Raw genomic sequence first — 22,806 nt, 5'->3', positions numbered from 1 at the left:
CGGCCCACCTGTGTCATGATTATGCTTTCGGGCCTCCCGGACGGCGCTTCTCCAGACTGTCCTGGGGCACCGATTCAATATTGCGGTGCAAGACCGTGGGCGAAAAGCCCGCTTCTTGCAAGTGTTTCGCGACCCGTGTCGCGACGTGGACGGAGCGATGCCGCCCGCCGGTGCAACCGAAAGCCACGGTAATATAGGTCTTTCCGCCCTCCGCGTAGCGCGGCAGCAGGGTGACGAGCAGATCCTCGATCCGGCCCAGCGCCTCTTCATAGGCCGGGTCCGCCATCACATAGGCGGCGACGTCCGGGTCCAGCCCGGTCCGGGGCCGCAGCGCATCGTCCCAATGCGGGTTGCGCAGGAAGCGCATGTCGAACATCAGGTCGGCGTTGCGCGGCACCCCGCGCGAGAAGCCGAATGAGAGGATGGTCAGCACCGGTTCCGACAGCCCCTCGCGCGAGAAGCGGTTGCGGATTTCCTGTTGCAGGGCGTTGCTGGTGAAGCTGGTGGTGTCGATGACCTGGGTGGACCAGCGGCGTAGCGGCTCGGTCAACTCCCGTTCGCGGGCGATGCCGTCGGCGGCGGGGCGGTCCAGCGCCAGCGGGTGGCGACGGCGCGTCTCGGCGAAGCGGCGCTCCAGTTCGGTGCCGGAACAGTCGAGGAACAGCGTCTCGACATCATGGCCGTGTCGTTCGCGCAGCGCCTTGATCCGCTGGACGATGGCATTGGCGTCGAACCCGCGCGTGCGCGCGTCGATGCCCAGCGCCAGCGGCCGGTCGTCGCCCGGCTCATGCCCGGCGGCCAGCGGCGTGTCGAGCAGCCGGTCGAGCAGCAGGAGGGGCAGGTTGTCGACTACTTCCCAGCCCATATCCTCCAGCGTCTTGAGCGCGGTGGTCTTGCCCGCGCCCGACAGGCCGGACAGCAGCAGGATGGTCTTGGGATGGGGGGCGTTCATAGCGGGGCGAGCGTCCGGAGCGCCAGTTCGACCTTGATGGCGGCGGAAATTTCGAACGGCGCGATCTTGACCATCGGGATCTGGACCCCGGCGATCGCGCGGAATACCGGATCGAGCGGCATACGGTCGACCTTGTCGAACAGGTCGGCGACCAGTGCCACCGGCGCGTCGGCATGGGGCATGGCGACGATGCCGAGGCCGCGCACCTCCATCTGCCCCACGATCGTGTCCGGCGCCGTAGCGATCAGCTGGCCATCGACGCGCTTCACCAGCGTATAGTCGTCGCTGACCAGAATCGCGCCGCGGTCGATCAGGCGGAGTGCAAGGTCGGATTTGCCCACACCGCTAGGCCCGGCCAGCAGAACGGCGCGGCCGCCTATGGCCACGCTGGTCGCATGAAGCGTTTCGGATGAAAGTGCGCGCGCCATACCCCTGCCTTCTTCTACCCTGTGTTGACGGCGATGGAAATGGCCGTGGCGTCGGTCCTTCGTCCTATTCCGAAACGATGCCGGGATCGCGGGCCACCGCCATGGGCAGGCGCACGACGAAGCAGGCGCCGCGTTGCGCATCTTCGCGGTCGCCAATGCTGATGCGGCCCTGATGCCCCTCCACGATCGAGCGGGCGATGGCGAGGCCGAGGCCGGAATGCTTGCCGAAAATCTCGCCCTCTGGCCGGACGCTGTGGAAGCGGCGGAAGACATGCTCGCGCTCGGACACGGGGACGCCCGGTCCTTCATCCTCCACGCTGACCAAAATCTGGTCGTCGGCGACGGTGGCGATGATCCGCACCAGTCCGCCCTCTGGCGAGAAGGAGACGGCATTGTCGATGAGATTGTCGAGGACGCGGATCAGCCGAGCCTCCTCGCCCAGCACGACCGCGACATCCTTGCGCGGGCGGGCGAAGGCGAGGCGGACGCCGCGCGGCACGCCGCGCGCCTCGCGGGCCAGCACCATCTTCTCGATCAGGAGGCCGAGGTCGATCGGCTCGAAGCGGGTGCGGGACAGTTCGGCGTCTACGCGGGAGGCTTCGGCGATATCGGTGACGAGCCGGTCGAGGCGGCGGACATCGTCCTGCGCGATCGCCATGAGTTGCGCGCGCAGGTCCGGCCGGTCGACCCGCTCCAGCGAATCGAGGGCGGAGCGCAGCGAGGCGATCGGATTTTTGAGTTCATGGCTGACATCGGCGGCGAAGGCGTCGGTCGCGTCGATCCGCTGGCGCAGCGCATGGCTCATGTCGGACAGGGCGCGGGCCAGCATACCAATCTCGTCGCGCCGTTCGGGCAGGCGCGGCACGGTGACTTCGCGTGCGCGGCCGAGGCGGACGCGCACGGCGGCCCGCGCCAGGCGCTGGAGCGGCTGGACGATGGTGCGGGCGAGGAAGAGCGACAGGAGCACCGAGGCGAGCACCGCGACCGCCAGCACCATGCCAAGACGCAGCCGTTCGGCGCGGACGATGCGCGTGATGTCGCGCGCATTTTCGGTGGCGAGCAGGCTGCCGCCGTCCTTCATCGCCACGGCGGCGGAGATCATGAAGGTGCGGTCCGGCGCGTAGCGGTTCATTGCTGCGGGGCGGTCGGTCTTGCGCGCCAGCATGACTTCGGGCCACGCGGTGGCGCGGTCCTGTGCCGGTTCCTCGAAATCGGGCGGTCGGTCGGCGGAAACGACACGGTCGACCACCTTGTCGAGGAAGCGGGCGACATGGCGCTGCCATTCCTCCTCCGAGGGCAGGCGCAACCGGTAGCGCGGCGCGTCCATGGCAAAGCTGTCGGCGGCGAGCGCGCCGGTGGCGTCATAGCGCCGGACCCGGTCTCCGGTCTGGCGCGAATAGGCGGCGATCAGACGATCCTGCCGGTCGGCAGGCGCATTGTCCAGGCCGATGGCGAGCAACTTCAGTTCGCGCGCCGACTGTTCCAGCCGGTCATCGACGATGCGCGTGCGATAGCTGTCGAGATAGAAGAAGCCGCCCGCCAGCAGGGCGAGGGCGAACACGTTGACCGCAAGGATGCGCGGGGTGAGACTCAGCCGTCCCGACCAGCGCACCGCGAGCGCCGCCGCGTCATTCCTCGGAGAATCGGTATCCGGCGCCATAGAGCGTGTCGATTGCGTTGAAATCGGAGTCCACCTCGCGGAACTTGCGGCGGAGCCGCTTGATATGGCTGTCGATGGTTCGGTCGTCGACATAGACGTCATCCTGATAGGCGGCATCCATCAGCTGGTTGCGGTTCTTGACCACGCCCGGTCGCTGGGCGAGCGTTTCGAGGATCAGGAATTCGGTGACGGTCAGGGTCACGTCCTTGCCGCCCCATTTCACGCGATGCCGGGCCGGGTCCATTTCCAGCCGGCCGCGCACTATGGGGTCGGCGACCGGCTCGTCCGGTTCCTCGGTCGCCTTGCTGACCTCCGCCCGGCGCAGGATGGCGCGGATGCGCGCGATCAGCAGCCGTTGAGAGAAGGGCTTTGAGATATAGTCGTCGGCGCCCATCGCCAGGCCCAGCGCCTCGTCCAGCTCGTCGGTCTTGGAGGTCAGGAAAATGACCGGCATCTGGCTCTTTTCGCGGAGGCGGCGCAGCAGCTCCAGGCCATCCATCTGGGGCATCTTGATATCGAACACGGCAAGGTCGGCGGGATTGTCGAGCAGCGCTTTCAAGGCGCCTTCCGGGTCGGAATAGATGCGCGTCAGGAAGCCTTCGGCCTGGAGCGCGATCGACACGGAAGTCAGGATATTCTTGTCATCATCCACAAGGGCGATGGTGGCGGTCATGCAATTACCCGGAGTGAGCAGAAAGGAGAATGTTCCGAGCGTTAGACCATGGTTCGCCCAGCCGCAAGGAAGGGGTGGCGGCACGCTCTGCGGCGCAACTGCCGAGATTCGGGACGAATGGCCGTCCGCCCCGATTTGACGGCCGTTCCGCAAAGCCTTATGGCCGAAGTGTCCGCAGCCATGCCGACGCGCGAAGACGCGGCGCATGAGCGGCGGATTGGTCGCCAGATAAAAATCGGCGATCCGACATTGTTATATCGGGAGTAAAGGCGTGCAGGCCAAATCCTCAATCACCCTGGCGGACCAGGGCATTTCCACGCGTGCCGATCAGTTCTGGAATCTCGGCACCGCGCCGCTGGTCGAGGCAGCCATCCGCAATGGGGAAGGCATATTGTCCAAGGACGGCCCGCTGGTCGTCAAGACCGGCAAGCACACCGGCCGCTCGGCCAGCGACAAGTTCATCGTCCAGGACGCCGAGACCCAGGACACCGTCTGGTGGGGCAAGACCAACGTTCCGATGACGCCGGCGCATTTCGCGGCGCTGAAGGAGGATTTCTTCAAGGCGCTGGGCGAGAAGGATACGCTCTACGTCGCCGACCTGTTCGGCGGATCGCAGCCCGAGCATCGCGTCAACGTCCGCGTCATCAATGAGCGCGCGTGGCACAACCTCTTCATCCGCACCCTGCTGGTGCGTCCGACCGCCGATGAACTGGCCGGCTTCACGCCCGAATATACGATCATCGACCTGCCGACCTTCCAGGCCGATCCGACCCGTCACGGTACGCGCAGCGAAACCGTGATCGCGGTCAATTTCACCGAGAAGCTGATCCTGATCGGCGGCACGTCCTATGCCGGCGAGATGAAGAAGTCGGTGTTCGGCATCCTCAACTATCTGCTGCCGACCAAGGGCGTGATGCCGATGCACTGTTCGGCCAATATCGGTCCGAACGGCGATACCGCCGTCTTCTTCGGCCTGAGCGGCACCGGCAAGACGACGCTGTCGGCCGATGCGTCCCGGACCTTGATCGGCGACGACGAGCATGGCTGGTCGGATACCGCCGTGTTCAATTTCGAGGGCGGCTGCTACGCCAAGATGATCAACCTGTCGGCCGAGGCCGAGCCGGAAATCTTCGCCACCACCAAGCGGTTCGGCACGGTCCTGGAAAATGTGGTCATCGACGAGGAAACCCGCACGATTGACCTGGACGACAACAGCCTGGCCGAGAATAGCCGCGGTTCCTACCCGATCGATTTCATCCCGAACACGTCGGAGAAGAATCTGGGTCCGGTCCCGAAGAACATCATCTTCCTGACCGCCGACGCCTATGGCGTCCTGCCGCCGATCGCGCGGCTGACCCCGGAGCAGGCGATGTATCACTTCCTGTCGGGCTATACCGCGCGGGTTGCGGGCACAGAGATCGGCGTGACCGAGCCGACCGCGACCTTCTCGACCTGCTTCGGTGCGCCGTTCATGCCACGTCACCCCAGCGTCTACGGCAATCTGCTCAAGGAGCGGATCAACAAGGGCGGCGTCACCTGCTGGCTGGTCAACACCGGCTGGGCGGGCGGCAAGGCGACCATGCCGGGCATCAAGCGGATGCCGATCAAGGTGACGCGCGCGCTGCTCAATGCGGCGCTGGACGGCAGCCTGAACGATGTCGCGTTCCGCACCGATCCGAATTTCGGTTTCCAGGTGCCGGTCGCGGTGAACGGCGTCGAACCGACCATCCTCGACCCGCGCGCCATGTGGGCCGACAAGGACGCCTATGACGAAACCGCCGCGACCCTGGTAAAGGCGTTCGTGGACAATTTCGCCCAGTTCGTGGACCATGTCGACGACGGCGTGCGCGGGGCGGCCCTGACCGCCGCCTGATCGCAGCGACCGACGAGGCAAGGGAGCCGGGGGAGCGATCCTCCGGCTCTTTTGCTTCTGGGCCGGCTCTTTTGCTGTCGGGGGCGTGTCGGCGGTGCTATGCTTGCCGCCAACCTTTTGCGGGAGTTTGGGCATGTTCGAAGATCTGATTGGCAAGATGGGCGGGCTGGAAGCGATTGCGGCGCAGATCGGCGTGTCGCCGGAGCAGATGCAGGGGCTGATGAGCGAGATCAGCGCCAAGATCGGATCGGGCGAGACGAGCGTGTCGGCGCTGGCCGAAACGGCGGCCGAACATGGCGTATCGGCCGACAAGTTGCAGGAACTGCTGGGCGCGTTTGGCGGACCGGAAGCGATCCTCGGCAAGCTGGGTGGGCTGTTCGACCGGGATGGCGACGGCAATCCTCTCAACGAGCTGGGCGGGATCGCCAAGGGTCTGTTCGGATAGCGCGACGCGTCGGCGCCGGGCGTCCGGCAAGGGCGCCCTTTGGGCCGCACAAGTTTTTTTGGCCTTGCCTTCGCGCGGCGAAAGGGCCAATTCGCCAGCATCATCGTTTATTGCGAACGATCCGCAACTGGCGTCGCTGACCAGACGGCGCTGATGCAAGGCAAGGATAAGGTGTTGACCGACGTGACGATCGAAAAGCCGGTTCTGGAACCCACCGGCGCGCTTTCCGTGGAAACCGTGCTGTCGGTGCGGCACTGGAACGAGCATCTGTTCAGCTTCCGCATCACGCGACCCGCCAGCTTCCGTTTCCGGTCCGGCGAGTTCGTGATGATCGGCCTGATGGGCGACAATGGCAAGCCGCTGTTGCGCGCCTACTCGGTCGCCAGCCCCGCCTGGGACGAGGAACTGGAGTTCCTGTCGATCAAGGTGCAGGACGGACCGCTGACATCCAAGCTCCAGCTGATCCAGCCGGGCGACCAGATCTATCTGGGCCGCAAGCCGACCGGCACGCTCGTCACCGATGCCCTGCTGCCGGGCAAGCGGCTGTTCATGCTGTCGACGGGCACGGGCCTGGCGCCGTTCCTTAGCCTGTCGCGCGATCCCGACGTCTATGAATTTTACGAGCAGGTCGTCGCAGTCCATTCGGTACGCCGGGTGAGCGACCTGGCCTTTCATGACGAACTTGAAGGCAAGCTGGCGGATGATCCGCTGGTGGCCGACCAGGCCGCGACCCAGTTCCATTACGTGCCGACCGTGACGCGCGAGCCGTTCCGCAACACCGTCCGCATCGACAAGCTGGTCGAGAGCGGCGCGCTGTTCGAGGGGATCGAGGGGCCGGCGAAGTTCGACCCGGAAACCGACCGGATCATGATGTGCGGCAGCATGGAGATGATCAAGCAGTTCGCCGCCTATTTCGAGGCGAACGGCTTTACCGAAGGCTCCAACGCGGCGCCGGGCCAGTTCGTGATCGAGCGGGCTTTCGTCGGCTGAGCGCCGACCGCAGCGAGAATAGGGAAGGGCCGGGGGAGCGATCCTCCGGCCCTTTTTCATGTCTCCGGGATCAGGCGTTCTTCCGTTCCGCCGCCCAGGCGTCGATATTCCCAGCCAGCACGGTCATCGGCACGCCGCCGCTCTTGACCACGGCGTCGTTGAACAGGCGGAAGTCGAATTTCGATCCCAGCGCCTGCTGAGCCATTTTGCGCAGGCGGACGATTTCGCCATGGCCGACCTTGTAGCCGCAGGCCTGGCCCGGCCAGGCGCAATAGCGGTCCACCTCGCCCTGGACTTCCTCGACCGTGGAACCGTTGGTGGTAGCGAACCAGTGGATCGCCTGTTTCCGCGTCCAGCGCTTGGCGTGGAGGCCGGTGTCGACCACCAGGCGGCAGCAGCGATAGGCGATCGACTGGAGATAGCCGAGCCGCCCGGCGACATCGCCATCATAGGCGCCCAGCTCGTCGCCAAGCTGCTCGGCATAGAGCGCCCAGCCTTCGCTATAGGCGTTGAAGGCGAGCAGCGAGCGGATCAGGGGCAGTTTGTAGGTATATTCGCCCTGCCAGATATGGCCGGGAATCCCTTCATGATAGCAAAGGGTGGGAAGCGCGTAGCGCGGCCACATGCCGGTGTCGCGCAGGTTGATATAATAGTTGCCGGGGATCGAGCCGTCGATCGACCCCGCGCCGGCATAGGCGCCGGGCGCGCCCGCTTCGATCTCGACCGGTACGCGCTTCACGATCAGCTTCGCCGGCACGAGCGTGGCGAAGGCGCGGGGCAGGCGGGTGCGGATGTCGGCGAGGCGGCCGTCGATGAAGGACAATATCTGCTGGCGGCCATTGTCGTCATTGGGGAAGAGGTAGCGCGGATCTTTCCCCATGGCGGTCATGCGCTCGCCGACGGTGCCTTTTGTCATGCCCAGCCCTTTGAGCAGCCGGTCCATTTCCGACTGGAGCGCGGCGAGCTGGTCGAGGCCGAGCCTGTGGACCTCCTCCGGGGTCATGGTCGTGGTGGTGCCGGCGCGCAGCGCCCAGCCATAATAGGCCTCGCCCTGCGGCAGTTTCCATACGCCTGCATCCATCGTGGCAAGGGCACGCTGGCGCTGAAGTTCGCTGATCTGGCGGGCGAGGGCGGGAGCGACCCTTTCGCGGACGATGGCTTCGGCCCTGGCGGCATGGTCGCCGGGCATGTCCTTCGTGCGGCGGGCGAGGGAGGCGACCGCCGTCCATTGGTCGAGCGGCTGGCCCTGGACGCTGGTCATCTGCCGCAGCGTCTTTTCGAGCAGGAAGGCCGGGGCGACGACGCCGATCCCGGCGTCATGGCGCAGTCGCTCCGTTTCCCCATCGAGATTGGCGGCATAGGCGGCCAGCCGGGCGAGATAGGCGTCGGCGTCGGCGCGGTTGGTGACGGGATGGTTGCTGTCGAGGAAGTCGGGGGTCTCGACGAAGCTGCCCGTGTTCTGTGCGACGGCATAGGGCGAATTGCGATAGGACCAGTTGCTGTTCATCATCGCCATGTCCCCGAAAGGGAAGGCGAAGCCGTCCGCCGCCAGTTCATGGGCTGCCAGCACCACTTCCACGTCGGTCCGGGTGGCGGGGGAGAGTGGCGCAAGGTCGATGGCGCGCAGCGCGGCCAGGCGGTCGCGCACATGCGCGGCGATCCGGGCCTGGCCGGCAACGCTCTTGTCGCCGAGGCGGCTGCGCAGCGCGGCGCGGGCGCCGGTGTCCAGCCCCAGGCCGCCGGCGGTTTCGGGGGCGTCCGCCAGCATGGCTTCGGCCATGTCGGCCAGGATCCCCTGGGCGCGGGCGTCGGGCGTGTCGGTCGCCCGCGCGGCCTGGGCGAAGGCGCGAACGGGCAGGGCAGCGAGGGCAAGGGCGGAGGAGCCGGCGACAAGGAAATCGCGGCGGGACGTCGTCATGGGGCAAGGGTCTCCGGTATATGGTTACGCCTGCCATCGCATATTTTGCGCTTGATTGGACATGTTAAATCCGGCGCGCGACCATCCTGCCCGGTGCGCGGACGTATGTAAACGAGAGGAGCCGGAAGGGAACGCATCTCCGACAGGATCCCCAACGCTTGGCGGAACAATGGCGCCGAATGGGGCTGGCGCAACGTCATCTTCTCCTGGAGGATGATCCGGACCGCTTTGTCGAAATTGGCTCCAGCCATTCCAACTGTCGGCTTCTGCCGGGGCGCTGGAACACATGCGGTATAAGTTTGAGGACATATATGACGACGGGATCGCCCCGATAATCCCCTGTTGCCCGCAGCAATGCGCCGAACGTGACCGGTCAGGTGTGCTCGACCTTCGCCGTGGTCAGCGCGGCTCTCAGCCGTTCATTCTGCATGTGAGGAGCCGCTGCTTGCTGCCCCTGGGGTTGACCGACAAGAAAGCCGCAGAGAATCTGCCATCGTCTACGGCTTCTTTTTGGGCTTTGAGTTTCGGATTGCAGTATCGGTCGATGCCCTTGGGGGCCTTCCGAGGCTCATAGCGAAGTCCGCCTTCGACAGTTACAGGCGAATAGAGGTGATCACCGCCAACCCGTGACTTCCCGTTAAATAAAGAAAATCGGAGGTTTTTTAATTATCAGCGAGCATTGGCTGACAGAAATATGGAGGCCCGAGCCGGAATCGAACCGGCGTGCACGGATTTGCAGTCCGCTGCGTCACCACTCCGCCATCGGGCCTCGGCGTGGGTGGCCGCAAATGTGCGGCTTTGGCGACAAAGTCAAGCCGCGGTTGGAGCTTGCAGCCCAAGAATCTTCGCGACCACCGCGCAAAGCCGCTTGGCGCGGGCGGCCTGCTGATTTAGAGGTCCGATGATCTCCTTAGTGTATTGCATTGCCAATACAGTTGTGCCAAGCGAGGAACTATCGTGACCGAGCAGAACTATTCTTCGATGCGGGCCGCCATGGTCGACAGCCAGTTGCGCACCAGCGACGTGGACGACCAGCGCGTGATCGCGGTGATGGCCAGGGTGCCGCGCGAGGAATTTGTCCCCGCGGACCGCCGCGCCATGACCTATGTCGATCGCCCGATCCCGCTGGCCGCCGGCCGCGCGCTCAATCCGCCGCTGGTCACCGGCCGGCTGCTCAAGGAAGCGCAGGTTGCCGAGGGCGACAAGGTGCTGCTGATCGGCGCCGCGACCGGCTATTCCGCCGCGCTGCTGGCGGCGCTGGGCGCGCAGGTGACGGCGGTGGAGGAAGAGGGCGGTCCGGAGATCGCCGTGCCTGGCGTGACCGTGGTGCGCGCGCCGCTCCAGGCGGGGGGCGCGGCCGGCGCGCCCTATGACCTGCTATTCATCGATGGCGCGGTGGAGGAAGTGCCCGCCGCGCTCGTTCAACAGCTTGCCGATGGCGCGCGCGTCGTGACCGGGATCGCCGACCGAGGCGTCACCCGCCTGTGCAGCGGCCGGGTGGTTGATGGCCTGCTGGGACTGAGCAGCCTGATCGACATGGAAATGGTGGTGCTGCCCGGTTTCGGCGCGCCCAAGGCTTTTGTGTTCTGACAATGACAGGCGGGGGGAGATGACAGCGAAGCGCTTACCGAAACGGCATCGTGCCGCAGCCGCCCTGCTGTTGCTGACCTCCGCGATCACCGCCCCCGTCCAGGCCGAAACGCTGCAGGGGGCGCTGGCCAAGGCCTATGCGTCCAACCCGACATTGACCGGCGCGCGCGCCGGGCAGCGGGCGACCGACGAGAATGTGCCGATCCAGAAGGCCAGCGGTCGTCCGGCACTCGACGTGACCGGCAGCTATAGCGAGAGTATCCTCAAGCCTACGATCAGCTTCACGTCGCCCCAGCGGACAGTGAACGCCCAGGCGCAACTGAGCGTGCCGGTCTATTCCGGCGGCGCGGTCCGCAACGGGGTCAAGGCCGCCAAGATCCGCGTCGAGGCGGGCCAGGCCAATTTGCGCGGGACCGAAGCCAGCATTTTTTCTCAGACCGTCGCGGCCTATATGGACGTGATCCGGGATACGGCGCTGGTCTCGCTCAACGAGGCGAATGTGAAGGTGCTGGACGTCAATCTCCAGGCCACGAACGACCGATTCGAGGTCGGCGACCTGACCCGCACCGACGTGGCGCAGTCCGAATCGCGGCTGGCGCTGGCGCGTTCGGACCTCCAGACGGCGCAGGCGAACCTGATCACCAGCCGCGAAAACTATATCGCGCTGGTCGGCGAGGCGCCCGACAGTCTGGAGCCGCCGCCGCAACTGCCCGGCCTGCCCGGCAGCCCCGACGCGGCGGTCCAGGTGGCGTTGAAGGACAATCCCGACATTCTGGCCGCGCAGAAGCAGCGCGAGGCGCGGCGCTATGACGTGAAGGCGGCGCGTGCCGGCGTGATGCCGACGCTGTCGGCCTTCACCCAGGCAGGTTACACCAACTATCTCGACTCGCTGGACAATGGCCAGCCGGGCGGGGGCGCGCAGATCAACAAGCAGGCGGCGGCGGGCCTCCAGTTGACCGTTCCGCTCTATCAGGGCGGCCGGCCGGCGGCGCAGGTGCGGCAGAACCAGGCGCTCGAATCGCAGGCGATCGAGCAGGAGATCGAGGCCGAGCGCAGCGTCATCGCCCAGGCCCGCGCCGCTTATGCCAGCTGGCAGGCGTCGCTCCAGACGATCGAGTCGAGCCGCAAAGCGGTGGACGCCGCGTCGCTGTCGCTGGAAGGCGTGCGGGCGGAAAATTCCGTTGGCAGCCGCACCATTCTCGACATCCTCAACGCCGAGCAGGAATCGCTGAACGCCAAGGTCCAGCTGGTGACGGCGCAGCGCAACGCCTATGTCGCGGGTTTCAGCCTGCTGGCCGCGATGGGCCATGCCGAAGCGGATGATCTGGGCCTGGAAAGCGGTGCTCTGTATGACCCGATGGCCAATTATGACCGGGTAAAGGGCAAATGGTTCGACTGGGACTTCGACCCGGCGCCCAATCCCGTGGCGACGCGCACCGTTGACACGCCCGCACAAAATGCCAATGTCGATGCCGCTTCTTCGCAGCAGCCTTAACCGCTTGTTAACCCGGTCGGGTAATCTTAAAGCATAAGGGTGCGCAATGGATTTTGGACGGGGACTATCCATGGGTGACATGACCAAGGAACCCTCGATGGAAGAGATACTCTCGTCCATCAAGCGGATCATCGCCGAGGAAGGGGAGGAAGCGGTCCAGGCCGCGCCCCGCCGTGCCCGCGCCGAGGCGGCGAAGCCCGTCCCGATCGAATCGGCCGTCGAAGAAGTGCTGGAACTGACCGAAGAGGTCGCGGAGGAGGAAGTCATGCCCGCTCCCAAAGCCGCCGCCAAGGCATCCCCCGTTGCCGCCGGCGACGAGTCGATCCTGTCGGTGGAAAGCGAAGTCGCGGCGCGTCATTCGCTGTCCGCCCTGTCATCGATGCTGGTCGCGCCCAAGGACGGCGAGGACAATACGCTCGAAGGGCTGGTCCGCTCTATGCTCAAGCCCATGCTCAAGGACTGGCTCGACGCCCGTCTGCCGGTGCTGGTCGAAGAGATGGTGGCGAAGGAAATCGCGCGCATCACCAGCCGCTGAGCCGCATCCCTCCCGCTCCCTTTTTTGCTACGGGGCGTGGACTATATCATGATGGACAGGCGCCGCCCGATCCCCGGATAGAAAGACGGGTTTACGGGGGGTAGCGACGATGTTGAGCAGACGCGGTCTGGTTCGTGGCGTGCTGGGTGCATCCTGCGCCGCATTGGCGCCTTCCCTTCCTGCGTGGAGCACGCCCGCCGTGCCGGCTGATGATGCCGCTGACATGGTCCGCTTCATCGCGGCGCTGCCCAAGGCGGAATATCATGTCCATCTGGAAGGCACGCTGGAAGCAGAGATGAAGTTCGCGCTGGCGAAGCGCAACGGGCTGGACCTGCCTTTCGCCGATGTTGCGGCGATGAAGGCCAGCTATGTCTATCATGACCTGCCCAGCTTCCTCGCCATTTATTATGACGGCATGAAGGTGCTGCGCACCGAACAGGATTTCCATGACCTGGCCTATGCCTATCTGGCGAGGGCGGCGTCGCAGAATATCCTGTACGCCGAGATGTTCTTCGACCCGCAGGAGCATCTGAAACGGGGCGTGCCGATGGCCGCGGTGATCGGCGGCATCACCAGCGCGCGGGAGTCCGCGGCCGCGCAGCTGGGGATCGGATCGCAGCTCATTCTCTGCTTCGTGCGCGATCTGTCGGCGGAATCGGCGATGGAGACGCTCAATGCGGCCTTGCCCTTTCGCCAGCATCTGGTCGCGGTGGGGCTGGATTCGGATGAGAAGGATCACCCGCCGATCAAGTTCGCGGCCCATTTCGCCAAGGCCAGGGCGGCGGGGCTGAAGGTTACGGCGCATTGCGACCTCAACCAGAAGGACATATTGGAGCATATCCGCCAAGCCATCGTCGACATCCGGGTGGATCGGATCGACCATGGCGGCAACATATTGGAATCGCCGGAACTGATCGCGATGGCCAGGGCGCGGAACCTCAGTTTTACGGTCTGTCCGAGCTTTTCCGGCACGGTGCGCGGGGAAGCGCCGCCGATCGACGTGGTGCGCGGGATGCTGGACGCGGGCCTCAACGTCACCATCAATTCGGACGATCCGGCCTATATGGGCAGCGAATATCTGAACGAGGTGCTGGTGCAGGCGCAGGCGCGAAGCGCGCTGACCAAGGCGGAACTGGTGGGGCTGTCCCGCAACGCGTTCAAAGCGGGATGGATGGGAGAGGCGCCGCGCGCGGCCTGCCTCGCCCGGCTCGACGCCTTCGCCAGGGCGGAGGGCGTGACCGGATAAGGCGACAGCGAAATGGACAGTTAAACGCGATATGCTAGACATGGCGCCATCCTGACGCGGGAGGGCGGCATGACGATGGTGTTGATCGCGGCGGTGGCCTTTGTGGGGACGCATTTCCTGCTGTCCCATCCGCTGCGCGGCCCATTGGTCGCGCGCCTGGGGGAGAAGGGGTTTCTCGGCCTTTATTCGCTGGTCGCCTTCGCCACGCTGGGCTGGCTGGCCGTCGCATATCGTTCCGAATCCGTAACGGAAATGCTCTGGCAGGTGGGCGACGGGCTATGGGCGGTCGCCAGCGTGACCATGCTGCTGGCGGCGATCCTGCTGATGGGATCGTTCGTCGGCAATCCCGCGATGCCCGATCCCGAAGGCGGGCTGCGCGTGCCGGCCGAGGCGAAGGGCGTGTTCGCCATCACCCGCCATCCGATGATGTGGTCCTTCGCGCTGTGGAGCATCAGCCACATATTGGTCTATCCGGTCGCCAAGAATATCATCCTCGCGCTGGCCATCCTTATCCTGGCGCTGGTTGGCGCGGCCTTGCAGGATCGCAAGAAGGAAGCGCTGAAAGCCGACGTCTGGACGCAGTGGGAGGCGCGGACCAGCTATTGGCCCTTTGCCGCCATCGCGGCTGGCCGGGCGCGGTTCGGGCGGTTCGGGATGCACGCGCTGGCGGGCGGGCTGGTCGTCTGGCTGGCCGCGACATGGGCGCATATCCCGCTTGCCGGCTGGGACGCGGGCATCTGGCGCTGGATCGGATGATAGTTTCGCTGGAATGGAGCGGGAAGGGCCTTTAAGGGCGCTTCCATGACCGAGCTGCCCAAGACCTTCGACCCCGCGACAATCGAATCCCGCTGGTACGCCCATTGGGAGGAAAAAGGCCTGTTCCGCCCCGAACGCCCGGACGCGACGCCCTTCACCATCGTGAACCCGCCGCCCAACGTCACGGGCAGCCTGCATATCGGCCATGCGCTGGACAATACATTGCAGGACATCGTGATCCGTTACGAGCGGCTGCGCGGCAAGGATGCGCTCTGGGTGGTCGGCACCGACCATGCCGGCATCGCGACGCAGATGGTGGTCGAGCGCCAGCTCAACGCGCAGCAGCAGAAGCGCACCGATTTCACCCGCGACGAATTCGTTGCCAAGGTGTGGGAATGGAAGGCCGAGAGCGGCGGCGCGATTACGCGCCAGCTGCGGCGGCTGGGCTGCTCGATGGACTGGGCCAACGAGCGTTTCACCATGGACGAGGGTTTTTCCAGGGCGGTCGTCAAGACCTTTGTGGAACTGCACAAGCGCGGCCTGCTCTATCGCGACAAGCGGCTGGTGAACTGGGACCCGCATTTCCGGTCGGCCATTTCCGATCTGGAGGTCGAGACGGTCGAGACCAAGGGCGGCTTCTGGCGCTTCCGCTATCCGCTGGCCGACGGCGTGACGCTGGCTGACGGCAGCGACCATATCGTGGTCGCGACCACGCGCCCTGAAACCATGCTTGCCGACATGGCGGTCGCTGTCCATCCCGAAGACCCGCGCTATCAGAGCGTGATCGGCAAGGACATCCTCCAGCCGATCACCGGACGGCGGCTGCGGATCGTGGGCGACGATTATGCCGACCCGGAACTGGGATCGGGCGCGGTCAAGATCACGCCGGGGCATGATTTCAACGATTTCGAGGTGGGCAAGCGCGCCGGGCTGAAGGCCGGCGAAATGCTCAACATGTTCGACGCCGACGCCAATGTCGTCCAGACCGCCGACGGCCTGATCCCCGATCGCTTCCTGGGGCTGCACCGCTTCAAGAAGGATGGCGTGGACGGCGCGCGTGAAGCCGTGGTGGCGGAGATGAAGGAACTCGGCTTCCTCGTCCCCCATGTCACGAAGAACAAGGAAGGCGAGGAGGTCTCGGCCGATTTCGAGCCGCGCACGATCCAGACGCCGTTTGGCGACCGCTCCAACGTGGTGATCGAGCCGTGGCTGACCGATCAATGGTATGTCGACGCGGAAAAGCTGGCCGTCGCGCCGATGCAGGCCGTGCGCGACGGCGCGATCGAGATCGTCCCCAAGACGTGGGAAAAGACCTTCTTCAACTGGATGGAGAATATCCAGCCCTGGTGCGTCTCGCGCCAGCTGTGGTGGGGGCATCAGATCCCGGCGTGGTTCGACGCGGACGGCAACAGTTATGTCGCCGAAACCGAGGCCGAAGCGCAGGCGTTGGCCGGCAACAAGGTGCTGACCCGCGATCCCGACGTTCTCGACACCTGGTTCTCCTCCGCCCTCTGGCCCTTCGGCACGCTGGGCTGGCCGGAGCAGAGCGAGAAGCTGTCGCGCCATTACCCCAATGATCTGCTGATCTCCGGCTTCGACATCCTCTTCTTCTGGGATGCGCGCATGGCGATGCAGGGGATGGAGTTCATGGGTGATGTGCCGTGGCGCAAGCTCTATCTCCACGGCCTCGTCCGCGCGGCGGACGGACAGAAAATGTCCAAGTCCAAGGGCAATGTCGTCGATCCGCTGGGCCTGATCGACAAGTTCGGCGCGGATGCGCTGCGCTTCTTCATGGCGGCGATGGAAAGCCAAGGCCGCGACGTGAAGATGGATGAGAAGCGGGTCGAGGGTTATCGCAACTTCGCGACGAAGCTGTGGAACGCCGCGCGCTTCCTTCAGTCGAACGGCGTTACCGCATCGACCACGCATGAAGCGCCGCACGCCGCTCTGCCGGTCAACCGCTGGATCATCGCCGAAACGGTCGCGACCGTGCAGGCGATCGACACGGCGATGATCGAACTGCGTTTCGACGCGGCCGCCAACGCCATCTATCATTTCGTCTGGGACCAGTTTTGCGACTGGTATATCGAACTGACCAAGGGCGCGATGGATGACGAGACGCGCGCCGTCGCGGGCTGGGCGTTCGACCAGATTTTGGTGATGCTCCACCCCTTCATGCCTTTCATAACCGAAGAGTTATGGCATCTGACCGGCGAGCGCGCGAACGAGCTGATCGTGGCGCGCTGGCCGCAGGCGCTCGCGGCCGTCGATACCGATGCGCAAGCGGAGATCGACTGGCTGATCCGGCTGGTGAGCGCGATCCGCACCGCGCGGACCGAACTCAATGTCCCGCCGGGCGCCAAGCTGCCCATGGTCGTGCGCGATGCGGCGGAAGCGACGCAGCGCCGCCTCGATCGTCAGGGCGTGGCGCTGGCGCGGCTTGGCCGGGTCGAAAGCCTGACCTTCGGTGAGCCGCCGGCGGGCGGCGCGGCGCAGATCGTGGTGGATGAAGCGACCTTCATCCTGCCGCTGGAAGGCGTGATCGACATCGCGGCGGAAAAGACCCGGCTGGCCAAGGCGCTGGCCGCGGCGGAGAAGGAGCGGGATTCGCTGGGCGGGCGCCTGTCCAACCCCAGCTTCGTCGAGAAGGCCAAGCCGGAAGCCGTCTCCAAGGCACGCGAGGACCATGGTGAAAAAACCGCCGAGGCGGAAAGGCTGAAGGCGGCGCTGGACCGGCTGGGTTAAGCAGTTAAACCCCACTCCGTTCGCCCCGAGCCTGTCGAGGGGCCGAACGGGGACAGGAATGGCCGGGGCAACATCGGGTTGGGGGGATGGTCTATGGCAGCAGGCAAGACGGGCGCGAAAGACCTGACGCAGGGGCCGATCGCGTCCACGCTGATGCTGTTCGCCATTCCCACGTTGGCGTCCAATATCCTCCAGTCGCTGAACGGGTCGATCAACGCCATCTGGGTGGGCCGTTTCCTGGGCGCGCAGGCGCTCGCGGCGACAGCGAACGCCAATATCATCATGTTCCTGATGTTCTCGATCGTCTTTGGCTTCGGCATGGCGTCGACGGTGATGATCGGCCAGTCGATGGGCCGGCGCGATGTCGACGCGGCGCGGCGCGCCTTCGGATCGGCGGTGGGATTCTGCATGGGGCTGGCGCTGGTGGTCGCGACCGCCGGGTGGATCGGCGCGCCCGCGCTGCTGCGCCTGCTTGCCACGCCTCCGCAAGCCTTCGACATGGCGCTGGTCTATCTGCGCGTCATCTTCGTGGCCATGCCCGCCAGCCTGCTGAGCGTCATGATGATGATGGGCCTGCGCGGCGTCGGCGACGCGCGGACGCCGCTGATCTTCATGATCGTCAGCGTTGCCGTGGACCTGGTGCTCAATCCGGTGCTGATCCTGGGGCTGGGGCCGGTCCCGGCCATGGGCATCGCCGGGTCGGCGGCGGCGACGGCGGCGGCCGGCTTCGTCAGCCTGATCGGGATCATCGCCTATACCTATGCCAAGGATCTGCCGCTGCGGCTGCGGGGGCCGGAACTGCGCTATCTGCGCCCCGCCGCCGACCAGATGCGCGTGCTGCTGGGCAAGGGATTGCCGATGGGGTTGCAGATGATCGTGATGTCGGCGTCGGGGCTCGTCATGATCGGCCTCGTCAACCGCGAAGGGCTGCTGGTGACGGCGGCCTATGGCGCGTCGCAGCAGCTGTGGACCTATCTCCAGATGCCCGCCATGGCGATGGGCGCGGCGGTCAGTGCCATGGCGGCGCAGAATGTCGGCGCCGGCCGCTGGGACCGGATCAGCCGCATCGCCGGCTATGGCATCGGCTATCAGCTGCTCATCACCGGCACGATGGTCGCGGTGATGCTGGCCTTCCACGAACCCCTGCTGGCGCTGTTCCTGGGCGATAATGGCGCGGCGATCGCCGAGGCCTGGCATATGCAGCTGCGGGTGAGCTGGAGCTTCATCGCCTTCGGCTGCACCATGATCCTGTTCGGGGTGATGCGCGCCAATGGCGTCGTGGTGGCGCCGCTGCTGATCCTGATCTTCACCCTGTTCGCGGTGCGGCTGGGCTTTTACTGGCTGGCCTATCCGGGGATCGGCGTCGATGCGCTGTGGTTCAGCTTCCCGGCCGGGTCGTTCATGTCGCTGCTGCTCGCCTTCCTCGTCTATGCGCAGGGCGGATGGCGCAAGGCCAAGCTGCTGGCCCCGGTGCATGAGGAGGAATGCCGCGAGGCGGTGAACAGCGAGGCCGAGCCGGCCGGGCGGATCGCGCCCATCGGCTGATGCGGTCCTACCGCCCCTGGCTGCGCCAGCGGGTGATGGTGCGATCGAGAATATCCGGTTCGCCGCCCGCCTGACGCCACAGTTCGGTGAAGCTCGGGTCGCTCGACGCGGGGCGGCGATGCTCCTCCAGATTGTCGAGCGCGACGCGGATCGGCACGGCGACGCCTTCGCCGCAGATGATCGCCTCGCGATTGCGCAGGGCGGGGATCGAATCGAGGAAGCCGCGCGCGCCTTCGGGCATGGCGGCCTTCACGAACGCCTGGTCGCGGTCGTTGTTGAGGCGCATCGAGATGATCGTGCCGCATTGCGACAGCACGCCTTCGGCAAGGTCCGACGGACGCTGGGTGATGAGGCCCAGCGACACGCCATATTTGCGGCCTTCCTTGGCGATTCGCTCCAAAATCTTGCGCACCGCCTGGCCCGAGCCGGAGGTGGTGTTGGGGATGTAGCGATGCGCCTCTTCGCAGACCAGCAGGATGGGCCGCTGCGGCTCGTCGCGCGCCCAGATGGCATAGTCGAACACCAGCCGTGACAGGACGGATACCACCACGGAGGTGATGTCGGACGGCATGGCCGACACGTCGATGATCGAGATCGGCTTGCCGTTGGCGGGCAGGCGGAAAATCTTGGCGAGGAAGGCCTGCATCGTGTCGGCGACCAACATGCCGGAGAACATGAAGCTGTAGCGGGGATCGGCCTTGATCTCGTCGATCTTGGTCTTGAGCCGCATATAGGGCAGCGAATTGGTGCCCTTGTCGAGCTTGCCCATCTCGTTCTGAAGGATGGTGGTCAGGTCGGACAGAAGATAGGGGATCGGGGAATCGACCGTCAGCCGGCCGATGCTTTCGGCAAGCCGGTTCTTCGATCGCGCCGCGAGCAGGCATTTGGCGAGGATGTCGCTGTCCACGGTGCGATCCGCACCCTGCGAGGTCACGAACACCTCGCAATGTTCCTCGAAATTCATCAGCCAATAGGGGAGGGCGAGATTGTTGACGTCATAGACCGCGCCATTGCCGGCGAAGGCGGCGCCATATTCGCCATGGGGATCGACCATGACGATATGGCCCTGCGGCGACAGGTCGCAGATACGGTGGAGGATCAGCGCGGCGCTGGTCGACTTGCCGGTGCCGGTGGAGCCGAGCAGCGCGAAATGCTTGCCCAGCATCGAATCGACATAGAGGGCCGCGCGCGTGTCGCTGGTGGGATAGACGGTCCCGATCTGGACATGGGGCCGATCGTCGGCGGCATAGATTTGCTGCATGTCGCGGCTGGACACGGGAAAAATGTCGGTGCCGGGCGTCGGGTAGCGGGTCACGCCGCGCCGGAAGCGATAGATGCGCCCGGTCAGCTTTTCCTCGTCGCCTTCGCCCAGGAAATCGATGTCCGCGACGATGCTCTTGCTCGCCTGGTCGAGGGACAGGCCGCGGACGCTGGCGATCAGCCAGCTCTTGCCGACCCGCATCTTGACCTGGCTGCCGACCTGGCCCGCCATGGCGATGCAGGGATCGGCATCCTGTCCCAGAACGGCAAGGCGCTGGGCGTCGATCAGCACCTTGGAGCTGGAACCGGCGATCTGGAACACCATGCCCATGGATTGGGCCACGTCGGCCTCTGCTGCGGCGGTGGCGACGGAGAATTCATGTGCGGCCGGCATCTGGGTCATAAGCCTATGATCGTCCCTGAAACCGGAACGCATGTCCGGTGAACAGACATCGAATACAGGGCAGAGGTAAATTTAGGCTTATCCGCCCGGCGCGGACCTGCCGGTGCCTGTCACGCCATTGGTGGCAGGTCCGGCACGGATGGTCCCGGACGGGGGAACATAGATCAAGGCCGGACATTGATCCGTCGCCACAGTCAGGATGTCTGCTTGCCCGAAACGATACCGGTCCATGGAGCGCGCCGCTCCGACGCGATCGCCATAGCCCGTGTCATCTGCATCCTGGGGGTGGTCTATGTCCATGCCTGGACGGGCCTCAACGGCGAGACCCTGGCGGCTTTGCGGGGCAGCGGACAGGATGTGCTGCGCTGGACGCTGATGGAGATATTCGGTCGCAGCGCAGTGCCGCTGCTCGGCCTGATCTCCGGCTGGCTGGTGGCGGGGTCGGGGCGAACGCGTGACTGGCCGCACCATGTGCTGCGCAAGGCGCGGACGATATTGCTGCCGATGATCCTGTGGAACATGCTGGGGATACTGTTCGTGTCGGGCGCGGCGCGGCTGCTGGGCCTGTCGGCGCCGCAGCCCCAGTCGGTCTGGTGGCTGGTGGACGAGATCATCATTCTGACGCGCAATCCCGACATCAATGTGCAGATGCCCTTCCTGCGCGACCTGTTCCTGTGCATGGTCGCCGCGCCGATCCTGGTGCGCGTTCCCGACCGAATGCTCTGGCTGGTCGCCATCGCGGCGGCGGCGGCGCATATTGCGGGGCTGGGTCCGCCGGTGCTGATGCGCGCGTCGATCCTCCTCTTCTTCACGCTGGGCATTCTGGTCCGTCGCCACGCGATCGAGGAGAGGGCGGCGCGGCTGCCCGTGATGCTGGCCGTCCTGCCCTTCGCGCTGCTGATGGGGATGCAACTCTATCGGGCCGTCAGCCTGGGTGATGGCGAATGGCCGCTGGCCCAGCGCAGCCTCGACCTGGTGGTGCGGATCGCGGCAGCGGTCGCCTTCTGGCGGTTGGCCTGGTCACTGGCGGGAACGGCGGCGCGAGGATTGTTGCTCCGGATCGAACGCTACGCCTTCTTTCTCTTTTGTTCGCACCTCATCCTGATCTGGCTCGGCGGGCCGGTGCTGGGCGCGCTGTTCGGTCCGATGGGATCGCCATTTTACCCGCTCTACCTGATCGCCCAGCCGCTGATCGTGCTGGCGGCGGTGATCCTGATCGGATCGGTACTGCGCCGGATCGCGCCGGGCGCCGCCTTCATCCTGAGCGGAGGGCGGCTCAGGCGGCGCTGACGGGTTCGCGCCCGGCCACGGCCTGCGCTGCCGCCATGGCGATGGCGAAGCTGCGCTTGCGGGCGGCGGGATCGAATATCTGCCCGGTAAGGATCAGTTCGTCGGCCTGGGTGCGGCGCAGGAAGGCGGCGATGTCCCGTTCGACATCGGCCTGGGTGCCGATGCTGGAGACGCTCAGCACGTCGGCCAGCATCGCCTGCGCCTGCATCGGCAGGCTGTCATAATAGCCCGCGACCGGCGGCTGGAGCTTGCCGGGCTGGCCGGTGCGCAGGCGCACGAACGCCTGTTGCATCGAACTGGCGAGCAGCTGCGCTTGCGCCGGATCATCGGCGGCAAAGACATTATAGCCCGCCATCACATAGGGATATTTGCACTGTGCGGAGGGGCGGAAATCGCGCCGGTAGAGAGCGATCGCCTCGTCCAGCGCGGCCGGGGCGAAGTGCGAGGCGAAGGCATAGGGCAGGCCGAGCGCGGCGGCTAGCTGGGCGCCATAGAGGCTGGACCCCAATATCCAGATCGGCACATCGGCGCCCGCGCCCGGCGTCGACTGGATGCCGAGCCGATCGTCCCCGGCGAAATAGGCCTGCAATTCCATCACGTCGCGCGGGAACTGGTCGGGGCCGCCGGCCAGATTGCGCCGGATCGCCTGCGCGACCCGCTGATCGGACCCCGGCGCGCGGCCCAGGCCCAGGTCCACGCGGCCGGGAAAGAGCGCCTCCAGCGTGCCGAACTGTTCGGCAATCAGCAGCGGCGCGTGATTGGGCAGCATGATGCCGCCCGCGCCGATGCGTATGCTGGACGTGGCATGGCCGATATGGGCCAGGACGACCGAGGTGGCCGCAGATGCGATGCCCGCCATGCCATGATGTTCGGCGACCCAGAAGCGGTGATAGCCCAGCATTTCGGCATGGGCGGCGAGATCGGCCGCGTTGGCGAGCGCGGTGGCGACATCATCGCCTTCGCGGACGGGAACCAGGTCGAGCAGGGAGAAGCGCGTCATGC

Annotated in this window: 18 protein-coding genes and 1 tRNA gene; 11 read left to right on the top strand and 8 right to left on the bottom strand. The window is 65.6% G+C overall.

All coding sequences use genetic code 11. The features are described from left to right. Nucleotides 1–19: 19 nt before the first annotated feature. The 4 genes from rapZ to A7Q26_RS13230 form a co-directional block, all read right to left on the bottom strand. Complete coding sequence (rapZ, locus tag A7Q26_RS13245) at nucleotides 20–952, bottom strand: RNase adapter RapZ (protein WP_066860257.1); 933 nt, start codon at nucleotides 950–952, stop codon at nucleotides 20–22. Next, nucleotides 949–1,380, bottom strand: a complete 432-nt coding sequence (locus A7Q26_RS13240; RefSeq protein WP_066860254.1) for an HPr kinase/phosphorylase — start codon at nucleotides 1,378–1,380, stop codon at nucleotides 949–951. The genes rapZ and A7Q26_RS13240 overlap by 4 nt, the downstream gene beginning before the upstream one ends. A 64-nt stretch (nucleotides 1,381–1,444) precedes the next feature. After that, the gene (locus A7Q26_RS13235) at nucleotides 1,445–3,040 is read right to left on the bottom strand and encodes a sensor histidine kinase (RefSeq protein WP_066860251.1); all 1,596 of its coding nucleotides are present in this window, start codon (nucleotides 3,038–3,040) and stop codon (nucleotides 1,445–1,447) included. Continuing rightward, entirely contained in the window at nucleotides 3,009–3,713 is a 705-nt protein-coding gene (locus tag A7Q26_RS13230) for a response regulator transcription factor (protein WP_066860248.1), read from the bottom strand. Before A7Q26_RS13230 ends, A7Q26_RS13235 begins: the two co-directional genes overlap by 32 nt. A 271-nt stretch (nucleotides 3,714–3,984) precedes the next feature. On the opposite strand from A7Q26_RS13230, the gene A7Q26_RS13225 reads away from it, so the two are divergent. The 3 genes from A7Q26_RS13225 to A7Q26_RS13215 all read left to right on the top strand — a co-directional run bounded on the left by A7Q26_RS13225 (nucleotide 3,985) and on the right by A7Q26_RS13215 (nucleotide 7,021). Further along, on the top strand, nucleotides 3,985–5,586 hold the full coding sequence (locus A7Q26_RS13225) for a phosphoenolpyruvate carboxykinase (RefSeq protein ID WP_066860245.1): 1,602 nt from the start codon (nucleotides 3,985–3,987) through the stop codon (nucleotides 5,584–5,586). A 133-nt stretch (nucleotides 5,587–5,719) separates the two neighbouring features. Further along, entirely contained in the window at nucleotides 5,720–6,031 is a 312-nt protein-coding gene (locus A7Q26_RS13220; RefSeq protein WP_084439117.1) for a hypothetical protein, read from the top strand. A gap of 174 nt (nucleotides 6,032–6,205) precedes the next feature. After that, nucleotides 6,206–7,021, top strand: a complete 816-nt coding sequence (locus tag A7Q26_RS13215; protein ID WP_066860575.1) for a ferredoxin--NADP reductase — start codon at nucleotides 6,206–6,208, stop codon at nucleotides 7,019–7,021. 70 nt (nucleotides 7,022–7,091) lie between these two features. On the opposite strand, the gene A7Q26_RS13210 is transcribed toward A7Q26_RS13215, so the two are convergent. Together A7Q26_RS13210 and A7Q26_RS13205 are read right to left on the bottom strand one after the other, a co-directional pair. After that, a complete protein-coding gene (locus tag A7Q26_RS13210) occupies nucleotides 7,092–8,939 on the bottom strand; it encodes a DUF885 domain-containing protein (protein WP_066860240.1) in 1,848 nt (615 codons plus the stop codon). A 695-nt stretch (nucleotides 8,940–9,634) separates the two neighbouring features. After that, nucleotides 9,635–9,708: transfer RNA gene (locus A7Q26_RS13205), tRNA-Cys, on the bottom strand. A gap of 188 nt (nucleotides 9,709–9,896) precedes the next feature. Here A7Q26_RS13205 and A7Q26_RS13200 point away from each other — a divergent pair. From A7Q26_RS13200 to A7Q26_RS13170, 7 genes are all read left to right on the top strand, one after another. Then, on the top strand, nucleotides 9,897–10,529 hold the full coding sequence (locus A7Q26_RS13200; RefSeq protein WP_066860237.1) for a protein-L-isoaspartate O-methyltransferase family protein: 633 nt from the start codon (nucleotides 9,897–9,899) through the stop codon (nucleotides 10,527–10,529). 19 nt (nucleotides 10,530–10,548) lie between these two features. Further along, nucleotides 10,549–12,024 (top strand): TolC family outer membrane protein, encoded by a 1,476-nt coding sequence (locus A7Q26_RS13195; RefSeq protein ID WP_066860234.1) that lies wholly within the window; start codon nucleotides 10,549–10,551, stop codon nucleotides 12,022–12,024. A 70-nt stretch (nucleotides 12,025–12,094) separates the two neighbouring features. Continuing rightward, entirely contained in the window at nucleotides 12,095–12,559 is a 465-nt protein-coding gene (locus A7Q26_RS13190) for a DUF2497 domain-containing protein (protein ID WP_066860231.1), read from the top strand. A gap of 109 nt (nucleotides 12,560–12,668) precedes the next feature. Then, the gene (gene add / locus A7Q26_RS13185; protein ID WP_232313792.1) at nucleotides 12,669–13,805 is read left to right on the top strand and encodes an adenosine deaminase; all 1,137 of its coding nucleotides are present in this window, start codon (nucleotides 12,669–12,671) and stop codon (nucleotides 13,803–13,805) included. A 69-nt stretch (nucleotides 13,806–13,874) separates the two neighbouring features. Further along, complete coding sequence (locus A7Q26_RS13180; RefSeq protein WP_066860225.1) at nucleotides 13,875–14,561, top strand: NnrU family protein; 687 nt, start codon at nucleotides 13,875–13,877, stop codon at nucleotides 14,559–14,561. Between the two features lie 45 nt (nucleotides 14,562–14,606). Beyond that, the gene (locus A7Q26_RS13175; RefSeq protein ID WP_066860222.1) at nucleotides 14,607–17,306 is read left to right on the top strand and encodes a valine--tRNA ligase; all 2,700 of its coding nucleotides are present in this window, start codon (nucleotides 14,607–14,609) and stop codon (nucleotides 17,304–17,306) included. Between the two features lie 93 nt (nucleotides 17,307–17,399). Beyond that, a complete protein-coding gene (locus tag A7Q26_RS13170; protein WP_066860219.1) occupies nucleotides 17,400–18,851 on the top strand; it encodes an MATE family efflux transporter in 1,452 nt (483 codons plus the stop codon). 7 nt (nucleotides 18,852–18,858) lie between these two features. Here the strand turns inward: A7Q26_RS13170 and A7Q26_RS13165 are convergent, their stop codons facing one another. Continuing rightward, nucleotides 18,859–20,514: an ATP-binding protein gene (locus A7Q26_RS13165; protein WP_066860216.1), complete on the bottom strand. Its 1,656-nt coding sequence runs from the start codon at nucleotides 20,512–20,514 to the stop codon at nucleotides 18,859–18,861. Between the two features lie 207 nt (nucleotides 20,515–20,721). On the opposite strand from A7Q26_RS13165, the gene A7Q26_RS13160 reads away from it, so the two are divergent. Next, nucleotides 20,722–21,804 carry an acyltransferase family protein gene (locus tag A7Q26_RS13160; protein ID WP_066860214.1) on the top strand — a complete coding sequence of 361 codons (1,083 nt, stop codon included), beginning with the start codon at nucleotides 20,722–20,724 and terminating at the stop codon, nucleotides 21,802–21,804. Here the strand turns inward: A7Q26_RS13160 and A7Q26_RS13155 are convergent. After that, on the bottom strand, nucleotides 21,791–22,804 hold the full coding sequence (locus A7Q26_RS13155; protein WP_066860572.1) for an LLM class flavin-dependent oxidoreductase: 1,014 nt from the start codon (nucleotides 22,802–22,804) through the stop codon (nucleotides 21,791–21,793). The two genes, A7Q26_RS13160 and A7Q26_RS13155, sit on opposite strands and share 14 nt — an antisense overlap. Nucleotides 22,805–22,806: the final 2 nt, after the last annotated feature.

Origin of the sequence: Sphingobium sp. TCM1, assembly GCF_001650725.1 — a bacterium.
GTDB lineage: Bacteria > Pseudomonadota > Alphaproteobacteria > Sphingomonadales > Sphingomonadaceae > Sphingobium.
The sequence above is the reverse complement of the archived record's forward strand: the minus strand, read 5'-3'. Positions and strand labels throughout refer to the sequence as shown.